Here is a 13,390-nt window from a genome sequence, read left to right as displayed (position 1 = left end):
GCCCGCCATATTGATGGATGCCAGACACCAAATTGTGATTGCGTCCCGAGATCCGGCGACGTTTGATGAACTGCAAGCTGACATTGTCAAACTTGCGCGTGAAACGCTTGAAGCCTCAGGGGCAATACTGCCTTTGAGTGATGAAGAGATTGCTGCCCTGTTCGACACCGTTTGCTTTAACGATGACCTCTTTGACTCACCAGAGATCGAAGGTGTTGATACCGTGATAAATTGCATCGGATCCGTGGAATACTTCAACGAAGAAAACCTCAATGCAGTCAATGTGGCGCTCACGGGCTGGATACTTGAGCAGTCTAAAGCGAAAGGAATAGACAGGCATGTATACATTTCGACCGCTTTTGCGCCCGCAGTCAGTGATGGCTTTATTGAAGAGCGGATTTATGGTGACGAGGGCGATGACCCCACCATGTATACCCGCACAAAGCGCAAAGCCGAACGCTTGGTGTCAGAGTCTGGGTTAGATTATCTCATCATCCGCCCTTCGGTGGTGATAGGCGACAGTCGAACAGGGAGCTATGCAGGAAAGCGCTACGGCATCTATCAGCTTTGGGATGGCGCAAAACGTTTACTGCCAAACAATATTGATTTGATGCGCCTTGCCTGTCCTGATGCCCAGATGAACTTTGTCCATCAAGACGCGTTCATCTCTGTCATGCGTTACGCATTGTCCCAGCCGTTCAAAGGCAAGATCATTAATGTGGTGTCTGATTCATCACAAGCGCCCACCATGAAAGATTTGTGGTCACTATTGTTTGACGAAATCGGTCAACCCAACACATTGGAATGGGCACCAGATAATGATTCGCTCGATTATCAGGGTCTTTCTCCGCGTGTTCGTGCTTTCAATGCGTTTTGTCGTACCAACCTCGAAATAGCGAGTCGAAATTGGACGTTCGACCGCTCCGCCATCAATGCCATGAAAGCAGATGGTGTGTCTTTTTCTGACGCATTACTACCCAGTATTCGAATCTGCCAAAAGCAATTCATGACATTGTATGACGAGAAAAAAGGACGGGTGTTTAATGAGTGAGCACAAAAATAAGCCACTGGGCATTGAAAAACGGCTAATTTGCTTGGTTTCATACGTGCTTTCTCATACCAAAACCACCTTGATTGTCGTGTTGGGCGCGATATTTTTGTTGGCGGGAGGTCTCGCTAAACTGGAGGTTAATAATTCCGCTCGGGTTTTTCTCGCTGTCGGTTCACCAGAAAAAATTGCACTGGATGAGCTTGAGGCGAATTACTCCAAAGATGAAAATGTCATGTTTGTGTTGGTTCCGCCGGAAGGTGAGTCAACTACCAGCCCAAAAACACTGACATTGATACGTGAACTGACGGATGAACTTTGGTTGTCGCCTTACGCCCGCAAAGTGACATCACTGGTGAACTTTATCGATCCCATCGCCGATGCGGATGGCGGCGGCATGATTGTCTATGACCTCATTTTATCTGGCGAAGAACAAAGCCCCGAGACGCAACAAACGCTGGCACGTTTTTTTGAACAACGCCCAGATGTGGTAGGAAATCTGATTGCCAAAGATGGCAATGCTGCAACGGTGTTTTTGACTGTCGCCATGTCGAGTGACGATTTACAGGCTGTGAAAACCGTGGCTCTTCATGCCCGTGAGCTTCAGGCTGCGTATCTAGAGCGATACCCTGACTACCAGATTTACCTCACCGGACTGGTCATGCTCGACTATGCCCTGAATGAAGCAAGCGATGCGGATTCTGGCTCTTTGGTTCCCGCGATGATATTGCTGGTGTTGATACTCATTGGTGCCTTGTTCCGTGCGTTGATTCCTTCGCTGACTGTGCTGATGGTGATCCTGCTGAGTATTCTTGGCGCTGTGGGTGCGGTGGCATGGATGGGGTTCCAGTTAAATACCGCGTCGGGCGCAGCACCGCTGATTATATTGGTGTTGGCGGTCGCGAATGCTGTCCACATTATTGCGAAAACCTACCAACTACGACACGTGATGCCTAAGGTTGATCCGCATAAAGTGGTGCTTGCGGCTATGGCTTACAACGTGGTCCCACTGTCGTTGACTAACTTAACGACGTTTGTTGGGTTTATGAGCCTTAACTTTTCAGATGTCGAACCGTTTGGTGAACTCGGCACCATTGCCGCGCTCGGGGTGTTAACGAGCCTTGTGGTCAACCTGACGTTGACACCACTCGTTTTACTCGCATGGCTACGTCGCCGCACAAAACCATTGCCAGCACTGCCTAAGATTCATTTTGGGAAGATGGCCAAGCGTGTGTGCAACAATGCCAGCTGGATTCTGTTTGTGTTTTCAACCTTAGCGGTGACCGCACTACTGGGCTTGCAGCTCATCACGTTCAATGACAATTTTGTAAAGTACTTTGATGACAGAAACAGTTTCCGTGTTCAGACTGACTTGGTTCAAGATCATTGGGGCGGAATGGGGCTAATCGAGTATTCCTTCGATGCGCCTGAAGGCAAAACAGTGGCTGATCCGGATTACTTAAGACAAGTGGCCGCGTTTGCTGATTGGCTTCGAGAGCAGCCACATGTGAATGCCGTGATAGCCTTGCCAGACCACCTAGCGCGGTTGCATCAGGCGTTTAACAATACACCGTCAGCCGAGCTGCCAGACGACCCGTATCTTAGTTCTCAACTTCTAACAACCTACGAAATATCAGCGCCTTATGGGCATAGCCTGAGTGATCGCGTTACGCCGGATTATGCCTCGTCTAGGTTGTCGATCATGACGGACAACCTTTCATCTGCTGACACTATCGCTATTGAGCAGGCGGCAGAGGATTGGATGCAACAAAATGCGCCACTCCTCTCGGGTCAGGCAGGCACTGGCCTATCATTGGCCTTTGCGTATGTGTCAGAGCGCAACAGTGTGTCGATGCTTTTGGGTAACCTCACAACCATTGTCACCATTTCAATCTTACTTTCACTCGCTTGGCGGTCTTGGACAATGGGGCTATTTAGCTTAGTGCCGAACTTGCTGCCGATCCTCATTGTGCTTGGCATTTGGGGTTACTTTGTGGGTGAGATTAATCTCGCTGTCTCTGTTGTTGGTGCAATGGTCATGGGTATCGTTGTGGATGATACCGTCTACATTCTTACCAAATATCAAGACTCGCGACGGCAGGGGAACGCTGTTGAACAGGCCGTTGTGGATGTTTATTCAGGCATAGGGCTGGCACTTATGGTTACCACCCTTGTCATTGCGTTGGGCTTTGCGGTAATGGCAACGTCTAGCTTTGCCATTAATGCCAATCTTGGTTTGTTAGCATTGGGTGTGGTGATCACCGCGCTGCTGTACGATTTTCTGTTTGTTCCCGCACTGCTGATCACAGCAGACCGCATGTTGCGACAACACACTGTACAGGAGGTTTGATATGCGTAGGTTTACCCCCTTGATGCTTTCGGTGACGCTGCTCCTAATGTCTCCCAATCTATTGGCCAATGATGCCGAGAAGGGAAGGGAAATAGCGGAGAAGATGGATCAGTCCTATAGCGGTTATGGCACCTCAAGTGCTGATGGCGAAATGATCTTATATCTCGGTAATCGCGAGGTTAAGCGGTCGTTTCGTAGCCTAACGCTTGAAGATCTGGGTAACACGCCGAGTGAATACAATGTACTGGTGTTTGAGTCACCTGGCGACATGCGAGGCATTGCATTGCTCACTCATGCCAGAACTGAGCCTGACGATGATCACCAGTGGCTTTATTTGCCCGCCGCGTCGCGTACCAAACGTATTTCCAGTTCGAATGTCTCTGGCAAGTTTGTCTCGTCAGAATTTTCCTATGAGGATCTCGCCAAACAGGAATTGGATGAGTATACCTATAAATGGCTCAAAACAGAGCCATGCCCTGACAGCGAACTGACCTGCGAAGTCATCGAAAGCTATCCAATGAATGAAAATTCCGGATACAGCAAGCGAGTGATTTGGGTGGACACGGAACACAACCGAGCTCAAAAAGTCATCTTCCATAATCGCCGTGGTGTCCATGAAAAAACGTTACTGTTGTCTGACTATACCTTGCCCGACAAGGGTCGCTGGCGACCGCTCAATTTGGATATGACCAATGAACTTAACGGCAGAAGAACCGTCATGGTTTGGTCGAATTACCAATTTGGTGAACCATTGAATAAGAACGATTTTAGAAGCCAACGTTTGCAGGCCTTGTCGAGATAAGTGAAAGAGGGGAGTTTCAGGCTTGGAAAAAAGGAAATGAAACGGGCTCAGTAATGAGCCCGTTTTCTTTAATCGTATTTCGACTTTTTTTTAACAGACGTTGCCGAGAGAACGTCAAGGCCACGTGGGTTAAGAATGGTTAGAGAGCGACTTTCTCGAGCTGACGTTGCTTCCAAATTGACGCACCGATACCGATTGTCAACGACGCCAAAATCACACCCAGCGACACAGGCGTCGCGATAGCAAATGGCGTTTCAATCAACAGCATTTTCGTACCAATAAAGCACAGCATAAACGCCAACGTATGGTGTAGATACGCGAACTTGTTCAGCATGCCGCCAAGCACGAAATACAGCGAGCGCAAGCCAAGCAAAGCAAACACGTTAGCCGCTAGCACCAAGTACGGCTCTTGCGTTACCGCAAAGATGGCCGGAATGGAATCAAGCGCGAACATCACGTCTGTCATCGCAATCACCATCACAACCACCAGCATTGGGGTTGCCAAAATGCCGAGCGTATCGCGAGTAAACAGCTTGTTGCCGTCGTAATCAGGACTCACGCGCAAGAAGCGTTTCACCAGTCTTACCGCAAAGCTGTCAGAAAACGATTCGTTTTCTTCGCCATGCTGACGCCACATTTGTACGCCCGTCCAGATCAAGAAGAAACCGAACAGGTAAAGCACGACGTGGAATTGTGCGATAAGCGGAGCGCCCAGTGAAATCATAAGGCCACGCAGCACTAATGCACCGACGATACCTAGCATCAAGATGCGAGGGACGTGATTTTCTGGCACTTTGAATTGCGCAAAGATCAGGGCAAATACAAACAAGTTATCGACGCTGAGAGATTTCTCCAGCAGATAACCGGTGATAAACGAGGTCGCGGCTTCACCGTTTGTCAGTTCACTGGTTGGCGCCATGTGGGGCCAAAATAGATAAATAGCACCCGCGAAAGCAAACGCAAGAGAGAACCAGAACACACTCCACATTACTGCGCTGCGAAAACTGATTTTTCCACGTGTGATCAATAAGTCGATGCCAAGCATCAACAAGGTAAGAACTAATAGGCCTTCATAGCCTGAAAAAAGTTCACTTAGGAACATGACACCTCCGGTGCGCGGAGGAAATAGGGGTACGGGAATACCTAACCAACCGCGCAGCTATAAGCAAAATAAGCGAATAAATGGCGTTGGTCTCGTCAAAACACAGCATGGCTATGTTCTCGCGTGCCGGTAGCGGAAGCTACGTGATGACGACAGTGCGACGGAATGACTACTCCCCAAAACGGCGCGATGATAGTGCTTTTTAAGGCAATTGGAAACAAGAATATGTGGCTTAGATTAATATAATTGCAGATTGAGAGGACGTGAGCCAGTGACACTTCCTTCTGTCGGATTGTTTATGAAGTGAAAGGCAATGCTGTTGCATTTACTATGGTTCAAGATACACCTAGATCTGCTTCATGCTGTTCTTTGCAGGTTTCGCTTGAAGCACTGAAGTCTAGGGTTGGAAACGTGCTGCCGTCGAAAAGGGTTAGAATCTAGCTCGTTTATGCCCCTTTTTGAGCGAGAGTAGAAACTCATCAAAATTCCGCGCCACTGAATTTCCCATGTCTCAGCGGCTCTTCTCAGCTAATGACCGATAGCGTATCTGTCGTGTTTTAAGTACTGGTTAGATACGCAGCCCTGATGGTGACGGTGCATAATCTTCAATTACACCGATTTGTCTTTCTTTAACAGTGTAACTTTTGGAACTCGGATCTTAGTTTTATAAAACATAACGTTACGCTTGATGGTAGAATAGCAGTTTGTTGTTATTGGACTAAATGGTGTGTTTAAACACACCATTTTTGGGTCTAATACACTGTTATACGCTGTAATTTTACTTACATGTAAGCAGCGACTTTGAGCGCCAAACCACAGTGGTTTTCTCAACAAAAAAGCGGTTTGGTTTTGGATCGCCGCTCACCATTGAAAGTGTTGCAAACAAGCCATCAATGGCCAGAAAAGACCAAGCATCCCAAGGGCTGCTTGCAAAGGCAAAAGGCGAGGTGTGGCTAGTCAAACAGCTTGGGTGGCAGCTTTATAACAAAGGTTTTGAAGGCGGACGCAAAACATCTCCGCAAATTTTGTTATATCAACTTATGGCGTCTAAGGTGGTATTTTTGCGTGAAGCTAATGTTTTTCGCCCCTTAAAACGACGTTATACGCTGTAATTATACTTACATGTAAGCAGCAAATCTGAACCACAAACCACGTTGGTTTTCTCAACAAAAAAGCGGTTTGTTGTTGGATCGCCGCCCGCCATTGAAAGTGTTGCAAACAAGCCATCAATGATCAGAACAGACCAAGCACCCCAGAGGCTGCTTGCAAAAGAAAATGGCGAGGCTCGGCTATTCAAACAGCTTGGGTTGCAGCTTTATAACAAAGGTTTTGAAGGCGGACGCAAAACATTCCCGCAAATTTTGTTATATCAACTTATGGCATTTAAGGTGGCTTATTTGCGTGAAGCTAATGTTTTTCGCCCCTTAAAACGACGTTAAGTGGCTCGGAGGCCCAGAGTTTTGTTTACATTTATAAGAAGCCTTTTTTCACATGATTTACTTTTTGAATTAAGTGAAAACAAACTTTCTATCAAAGTTTTTTCTTCCAACTTGTCTTTTGAAACTGAGCCTTACATTGCTATAGAAAGCACTAAAAAAGGTGAAATAGTAAAAGCAATTGGATCGGAAGCTAAATCTCTTTCTTCTCCGAATGTTCGGGTACTTAACCCCTTTAAACACAATAGATCATTTGTTGCCGACTTTATGTGTGCTGAAAAGATATTGCAGCATGGTATGTACACATTGCATAAATCAAAAATTAAACCTTCACCTCGCGTCATTGTGCATCAATTAGAAAAAACCGATGGTGGACTGACAGATATAGAAGAAAGAGTTCTGAGAGAATTAGCTATTGGAGCTGGTGCTCGTGAAGTAGTTGTATATTTAGGATCCAAAATCAATACTAATGTTGAAGATTTTGATACAGTAAAGTCAAGAGTATCAGCCACTTAACAAGTTACTCAAAAGGACGCAAAACGCTTGGCTTGCGCTCCTTCGTCGCTAATTTTAGCCAAGCATTTATGCGCCCATTAGTAAGGCGTTAGCATTACTTGGCAGAACGGATAGTAGGGATATGATACGGAGCTGTTTTCTCGTTCTAGTGTTACTTTTAGTTGGTTGTCAGAGTAATTCAGCCGCTTCACAGCAACACTACGTTTTACTTACATTCGATATTGATGAAAGTGGCTCGCCCGAGAATATTCAAGTCATTGAATCAATTCCAGATTCAAGGCATGACGTTTTAGCAATTGAAGCATTGCGTAAATGGAAATATTCGCCTTATATAGTCAACGAACTTCCATCAAAAAGGTTAGGTCAGCGAGTTAAGTTAGAATTTGATACTGCGGAAAAGTAAAGCTAACAAGCAAATAAACAGGGACGTTTACTCGTGGCGCAATTTTCATAGAAACGCCGTGATTTAGGTGTTTCAATCAGTTTGTGTTAGTAAACGCCCATTATTCGAACGTTAAATACCAAGTCGTAAGTGAGTAACAATCTATATGAAAAAATATTGGGCTTTAATTGGGCTTTTGTCCTTTGTTGTTTTAGCGCTCTACTTTGTTCAATTTAATGTTGTCGAAATACCTGCCTTCTCAAGTAAGCAGAGTGAGTGGGCTAATTTTGGTTCTTACATTGGTGGAACACTTGGTCCTGTGTTCGCGTTTCTTGCCTATTTGGGGATTCGAGAGCAGTTAGCTGAACAAAAGAGAGCTATAGACCTCCAATCTGTGCAAAGAGCTTTTGATACTAATATCGCGAGTATTAAAGAAACTTTTGAACGTTTTAACCTACAATCGGCCTCAAGTGTTGAACCCATTGAAAAATATTTAAATGTTAGTCTCAACACCAGTGTTAAATCCGAGCTATCAAAAGCACTTAGAAACTCAGACACATTCGATATTTTAGATGACATTATTGATGCATGTAGACTGCTGCAAGGTGCTGGTTTTGTGTACAAATCTTATTTGTTCCTTATAGATGAATCATCAGCAAGCTTAAAGGTTGATTGCCCTTTGGATGAACATAAATGGGTAGCTATAACAACTTGGCGTACTTTTGAAAAGCGTGCACTGTTTTTGTACCTATTGGCAAAAAAGGCAAAGACAGAAGTAACTGAACCAAATCAAGAGATGTTTGAGCGTGAACACCGAGAATTATTAATTTATATAACGGCTTACGAAGGCTGGGAAAAGTCATGGGAAAGCATAGGTGTTGGGTTTTAGGTATTTAACAGAAGCATGAACGGGACGCTTACTCGTGGCGCATTTTTCTAAAAGCGGTGATTTGGCCGTTTCAAACAGTTTGCGCGAACTAACGGGACACACATCCTTAAAATGGCAGAAAACCACATCACTTGTCTTTCTACCATTGTGCCCAAATAACACTTCTCCCCTAGGTTTTAGGCAGGAAAGTAGAAGAACCCGCTGAAATTACTGGGAATGGGTGTTTTGCAGGAAGGCGAAAACCACCAGTAAGGTGGTCATTCAAAAATCGGGAGTGGTTTTGGCGATTCTAGCTGGCTGGGAGTCGAAATCCACAAAGTCGCTTTCTCCCGAGTAAAGATAAAGCGCGCTTAATGGATGACTCTGTGCCAATGAGAGTTCCTTTTTCAGCATGTTTGTAGGCATCAAGCCATTCAGCGGAATCAAACCCTAAGCGGTTGAGTATTGGAGGCGTTCTGCTATCAATTTGACCACGCTTATCCTCTCGGCATTGGCGACCTGTCCAATCGACAAGTTCTAGATAATCCATCAACCGAAAAGGGATGCCCTCTGACATGTTTTCTCTCGGGTTTCCAACAAAGGGGAACAATCCTTTTGTGGCAGTTTTCTCATTTTCAATGGCGTTAATTCGCGCTTTGATACTCGTGAAATCGGACGTTTCTGGTGTGGCTGCAATCGCAGCCCTAACAGGGTTTAAATCCACATAGGCCATCGCCGCCGCAAGGGCTTTTTCATCGAGTAACGCTTGGCTTTTGAACCGTCCCTCCCAGAAATGACCTGTGCATTTGTCTTCTCGGTTGGCTTCAGACGCGATGTGTTGATTCAGTAGACGCATGAACCAACTAATCGACATTAATGCTCACGCCACGTTTCAATCACCGTATGGCAACGCTCATTTTCTGAGTCGGTGAGTGTATCTTGCGCCAGAAAACGGTGAATCAATGTTGGACCTTGATGAAAAGCCAACCAACGCTCGGCAACGTCATGTGCTGTCAACTGTTTAGATTTGTCTGCATTAATATGGAGCACCACATGATAGTGATTGCTCATGATGGCATAGGCACAAATATCAATACAAAATGCGCCTGCTAGCGCGAGTAGCCGTTCTTCAATCCAACCACGACGATGTTCATAGTTTTGCTGAGCAAGTTCATCATATCCACAAAGGAATGAACGACGCACACAACGCGAGACGCAGTGATAGTAAGGCGTAGCGTCAATACTAATGAGGGATGAGCGAGCTTTAGTCATTGAGATATAAGTGACGAGTCGTTGAACAATACGGGGATCATATCGTTCAGCAACGCGGCATTCATCTTGGAGACCTGCCTTTGAGCCTTGAAGCACTATCGTATGAAATTGACAAATTAAAGCTTTTCTTAAAGTGTGTGTCCTATTTGTTCTACATGCGTCCTATTTGTTCTGCATCAAGTGAGGATTTAGTTGCAAGTATCAGAAAGTGAAGCCGCTTTTTATGAATAGTGGGACACTGACTTTGTAGAGTATCTTGTAGAATTTGAATATCGCGCATCGTTCATTCCTTTTGGTGGAATGTGTTTTTTGGCGAAATTCATTAGTTCAAAAGGGTCGATGTGCGCCCTTCTCATTGTTTAGAAAAGAGATTTTGAGGGGGTCAGCTAGAAGCGGGCGTTAAATGTACAAAGGGAGTCGGATGAAAATATTAACGAATATATGTTCTAATGACCTACAGGAAAGCAAAGATTTCTATGCAAATCTTTTAGGTTTAAAAATAAAGTACGAAAGCGATTGGTATATACAACTTTGCGTGCCAGAAGATTCAGAAGTTGAATACGGAATTATTCAGTGGGATCATGAGCTTGTACCGAAAGAGTATCAAAATTCTCCAACAGGTATGTACGTCACCTTTGTAGTAAGCGATGTTGATGCGACTTATGAGAAAGCACTAAATATGGGACTATCGATTTTGCAAGCACCCCGTAACGAGTTTTACGGTCAACGCCGTTTTCTGGTAAAAGACCCAAACGGCTGCCTCATTGATATATGTTCCCCTTGGGAATCCGAGTAATTGCAGTTAATCAAGGCGCTGTTGTCGGATAATTTTTCCGGCACTTTGTGCCACCAAAATCACCGCAAAGCGCGACGTTAGCATTAGCAGAAACCGGAATTTAGTCGAATGAGAAACCTGCAAAAACTGGCTGGAGTTTCAGCTATTTCTGAAGCTTTTATCTATATTCTTGCTTTTATATACTTCGGTGCTTTTTGGTCATACCCATCCACTGGTAGCCCAACAGAAAAAATGGCTTACCTTGCAGAAAACCAACAAATATTTTCAATCATCTATTTCCTAATGTATGTAATATTCGGCGTTTTCCTTGCGGTGCTGGTTATCGGTTTACACGAAAAGCTAAAAGCTACAAAAGACCCAGCACTCGCAATTGGCTCCCTATTTGGTGTTATCTGGGTAGGCTTAGTGATTGCGAGTGGCATGATCTCAACGATTGGTCTTGATCATGCAATCGATCTAATGGATGCAAACCCACAAAAAGCGTTTGATATATGGTCAATAGTTTCTTTGATTACAGAAAGTCTCGGCGGTGGAAATGAGTTGGTTGGGGGGCTTTGGGTTTTATTACTTAGTGTAGTTGCCTTACAAGCTGGGGAGTTTTCGCGAAATCTAAATTATCTTGGTTTGCTTGTAGGCATAGCGGGTATTACTACAGTTTATCCCGACGAAATATTTACCGAAATATTCGGTGTTGCCCAAATTGGCTGGTTTATTTGGTTGGGTATATGTTTGCTACGCCAAGACAATGCAATCGACCGCTAACGCGTAGGCTGAATGAGGTGTTATCCGTCAGTTCTTTTCAGTGTTTAAAATGGGTTAGAGGGGACAGGCACTTAAAAATCTCCCAACCTTGCCATACTCAAAGTGATAGAATAGTATCACTTTGAGTATATCTTCGAGGTAACACAGATGAAAGTAGAACTGGTAACGTCGTTGAAACGCCAAGCGACCAAAATCTTGTCGGAACTGCACGATAGCAAAGAGCCTGTACTCATCACTGAGCATGGCAAACCCTCTGCTTATCTGGTGGATGTTGAAGATTACGAGTTCATGCAAAATCGCCTTGCGCTATTGGAAGGTATCGCTCGTGGCGAAAGAGCTGTTACTGAAGGAAAGGTAACCGCACATTCAGATGCCAAGGACAAGATGTCAAAATGGCTCAAGTAGTCTGGACTGATTCGGCGCTTTCCGATCTTAACGATATTGCTGAATACATCGCGCTTGACAAGCTTCCTGCTGCAAAGCTAGTTGTTCAGTCCGTTTTTGATAAAGTAGAACGCCTAGAAACTTTCCCTGAATCGGGTCGAATTCCCCCTGAACTGCCACAGTTGAATTATCGTGAAGTGGTCGTCAGCCCTTGCCGAGTATTTTATAAACAAGAAGCTGAGACTGTATTTATCTTGTATGTCATGCGTGAAGAGCGTGAACTGCGTAAGTTTCTTTTGAGTAAGTAATGCAGATGCAGACCTTGAGCTTCGCTTCCAACCTCTGTTTTCTTTGGCTATGACGCTCCCCGCTTAAACTGCCCTCTATATTTTCTCGGGGTCAGTTGCTTGTACTGCTTAAATTGACGATTAAAGTTCGACAGGTTTCTGTACCCAACGCTCTCTGCGATTAACCCGATAGGCTTGGTTGTCATTTGCAATTCACTGCACGCATGTCCTAAGCGAAGCTTTTTCAAATACGATGAAAAGCTTTCACCAAAGTGATCGGTAAAGAGGCGTTGAATGCTGCTATCGCTGGCGTGAAATGCCCTGCCGAGATCGGCGAGAGTGATGGGTTTTGCCATATTACGTGCCAAGTAATCACAGATTTTCTCTATCTTGGCGCGTTCTGCATCATCGATTTTGGTTTGACCCAAAGCGGTCGGCAGCAGCGTTTTACTTTGGCTGTCTTGCGCCAATACAGACAACACTTGAAGAAAGGTCGCTAACTGGTCGATTGGGCTGGTGTTGGGGCAATCATCTAAAAGCTGAAAGACGTCTTCTGCCGTTCGTTCCGAGAATTCAATGCAGAGCTTGGAGCGCTCAAGCAATGGGGTGAGGTTTCTCAGTTCCTCACAGCTAGCCATCAATTGTTTAATCCACGACTCGCGAAACCAAACCACATGAGTTTCACATTGCTGTCCTTCAATGTCTTTTGATGTCACGGCATGGGGCAGATTAGGCCCTATCAACATAAGATGGTTGTGAGCGACGGGAGATTCATGGTGCGATACCGCAGCCGTTCCAACAAAATTTCGGTGCAGAGCAAGCTCGTACTCTTCATGACAGTGCCAGAGTGTCGGCTTTTGTACTTGCTTTATCTTTCTATAGCGCCATGAAAAACCTTCACGTCTTGGTGGCTTTTCTAATGCGGTTTTCTTATGTCTCACGGTGATCACTCGGCCTTATTGCTACTGGCCAATTTTAACAGTCTTTCAGACGAGAAAAACTAAGTTGCGGCAAAAGTACCAGTACCTGCCGTCATCGTATCAATCTGCTTTTTTCATCTCGCTATAGTGTTGTTACTCCCACTAAAACGAGGCGAAATGATGCTTAAAAATATCATTCAACTGATTGAAAAAAGTAAAGAATACTGGCTTAAAGACCTCACAGGGTTCTATGGAAAAGAATATGGGCTGGGTTGGACAAGTGTCGGTTTTAGCAACGAGAGTGCATTGAAAAGTGCGTTGTACCAACAAGAAAAACAAGACGCGTAGAGTCAAATTCAACGCATCCGATTCGACGAGAGCTAATCACACCTATGGGGATAGTTCGGAGTATCACTGCTTTAATAGCGACCCGATGGGCGCGTTTACTGGCGCGATGCTAGGTGT

The 13,390-nt window shown here is 45.1% G+C and carries 14 protein-coding genes and 1 pseudogene; 12 read left to right on the top strand and 3 right to left on the bottom strand.

The window, feature by feature from the left end; all coding sequences use genetic code 11:
* The 3 genes from A1OO_RS17950 to A1OO_RS17940 all read left to right on the top strand — a co-directional run.
* On the top strand, window positions 1–1,051 hold a 1,051-nt coding region (locus tag A1OO_RS17950), incomplete at its 5' end, for an SDR family oxidoreductase (RefSeq protein WP_035008648.1).
* Window positions 1,044–3,398 carry an efflux RND transporter permease subunit gene (locus A1OO_RS17945; RefSeq protein WP_017003951.1) on the top strand — a complete coding sequence of 785 codons (2,355 nt, stop codon included), beginning with the start codon at window positions 1,044–1,046 and terminating at the stop codon, window positions 3,396–3,398. The genes A1OO_RS17950 and A1OO_RS17945, both read left to right, overlap by 8 nt.
* A gap of 1 nt (window position 3,399) precedes the next feature.
* Window positions 3,400–4,200 carry an outer membrane lipoprotein-sorting protein gene (locus A1OO_RS17940; protein ID WP_241819170.1) on the top strand — a complete coding sequence of 267 codons (801 nt, stop codon included), beginning with the start codon at window positions 3,400–3,402 and terminating at the stop codon, window positions 4,198–4,200.
* Between the two features lie 139 nt (window positions 4,201–4,339).
* On the opposite strand, the gene A1OO_RS17935 is transcribed toward A1OO_RS17940, so the two are convergent.
* Window positions 4,340–5,302 (bottom strand): TerC/Alx family metal homeostasis membrane protein, encoded by a 963-nt coding sequence (locus A1OO_RS17935; protein ID WP_017003947.1) that lies wholly within the window; start codon window positions 5,300–5,302, stop codon window positions 4,340–4,342.
* 1,229 nt (window positions 5,303–6,531) lie between these two features.
* Here A1OO_RS17935 and A1OO_RS23480 point away from each other — a divergent pair.
* The 4 genes from A1OO_RS23480 (at window position 6,532) to A1OO_RS17910 (ending at window position 8,525) form a co-directional block, all read left to right on the top strand.
* Window positions 6,532–6,741: a hypothetical protein gene (locus A1OO_RS23480; protein WP_017003943.1), complete on the top strand. Its 210-nt coding sequence runs from the start codon at window positions 6,532–6,534 to the stop codon at window positions 6,739–6,741.
* A gap of 21 nt (window positions 6,742–6,762) precedes the next feature.
* Window positions 6,763–7,254 (top strand): rod shape-determining protein, encoded by a 492-nt coding sequence (locus tag A1OO_RS17920; RefSeq protein WP_035008647.1) that lies wholly within the window; start codon window positions 6,763–6,765, stop codon window positions 7,252–7,254.
* A gap of 121 nt (window positions 7,255–7,375) precedes the next feature.
* The gene (locus tag A1OO_RS23975) at window positions 7,376–7,657 is read left to right on the top strand and encodes a TonB family protein (RefSeq protein WP_017003939.1); all 282 of its coding nucleotides are present in this window, start codon (window positions 7,376–7,378) and stop codon (window positions 7,655–7,657) included.
* 145 nt (window positions 7,658–7,802) lie between these two features.
* Window positions 7,803–8,525, top strand: a complete 723-nt coding sequence (locus A1OO_RS17910) for a hypothetical protein (protein ID WP_017003937.1) — start codon at window positions 7,803–7,805, stop codon at window positions 8,523–8,525.
* Between the two features lie 289 nt (window positions 8,526–8,814).
* On the opposite strand, the pseudogene A1OO_RS23840 reads toward A1OO_RS17910, so the two are convergent.
* Window positions 8,815–9,776, bottom strand: a pseudogene (locus A1OO_RS23840) (transposase).
* A 421-nt stretch (window positions 9,777–10,197) separates the two neighbouring features.
* Between A1OO_RS23840 and A1OO_RS17900 the strand changes: the two are divergent.
* The 4 genes from A1OO_RS17900 (at window position 10,198) to A1OO_RS17885 (ending at window position 12,026) form a co-directional block, all read left to right on the top strand.
* Window positions 10,198–10,572, top strand: coding sequence for a VOC family protein (locus tag A1OO_RS17900; RefSeq protein ID WP_017003929.1), 375 nt, complete (start codon window positions 10,198–10,200; stop codon window positions 10,570–10,572).
* Window positions 10,573–10,680: 108 nt separating this feature from the next.
* Entirely contained in the window at window positions 10,681–11,334 is a 654-nt protein-coding gene (locus A1OO_RS17895) for a DUF4386 family protein (protein ID WP_016959858.1), read from the top strand.
* Between the two features lie 147 nt (window positions 11,335–11,481).
* Window positions 11,482–11,739: a type II toxin-antitoxin system Phd/YefM family antitoxin gene (locus tag A1OO_RS17890; RefSeq protein WP_016959857.1), complete on the top strand. Its 258-nt coding sequence runs from the start codon at window positions 11,482–11,484 to the stop codon at window positions 11,737–11,739.
* Entirely contained in the window at window positions 11,727–12,026 is a 300-nt protein-coding gene (locus A1OO_RS17885) for a type II toxin-antitoxin system RelE/ParE family toxin (RefSeq protein ID WP_017003928.1), read from the top strand. The genes A1OO_RS17890 and A1OO_RS17885 overlap by 13 nt, the downstream gene beginning before the upstream one ends.
* A 47-nt stretch (window positions 12,027–12,073) precedes the next feature.
* Here the strand turns inward: A1OO_RS17885 and A1OO_RS17880 are convergent, their stop codons facing one another.
* Window positions 12,074–12,946, bottom strand: coding sequence for a helix-turn-helix transcriptional regulator (locus A1OO_RS17880; RefSeq protein ID WP_241819169.1), 873 nt, complete (start codon window positions 12,944–12,946; stop codon window positions 12,074–12,076).
* 156 nt (window positions 12,947–13,102) lie between these two features.
* Here A1OO_RS17880 and A1OO_RS23640 point away from each other — a divergent pair, with 156 nt between their 5' ends.
* Window positions 13,103–13,273, top strand: coding sequence for a hypothetical protein (locus A1OO_RS23640; RefSeq protein WP_017003924.1), 171 nt, complete (start codon window positions 13,103–13,105; stop codon window positions 13,271–13,273).
* Window positions 13,274–13,390: the final 117 nt, after the last annotated feature.

The organism is Enterovibrio norvegicus FF-33 (assembly GCF_000286835.2).
Classification (GTDB): domain Bacteria; phylum Pseudomonadota; class Gammaproteobacteria; order Enterobacterales; family Vibrionaceae; genus Enterovibrio; species Enterovibrio norvegicus_A.
The sequence above is the reverse complement of the archived record's forward strand: the minus strand, read 5'-3'. Positions and strand labels throughout refer to the sequence as shown.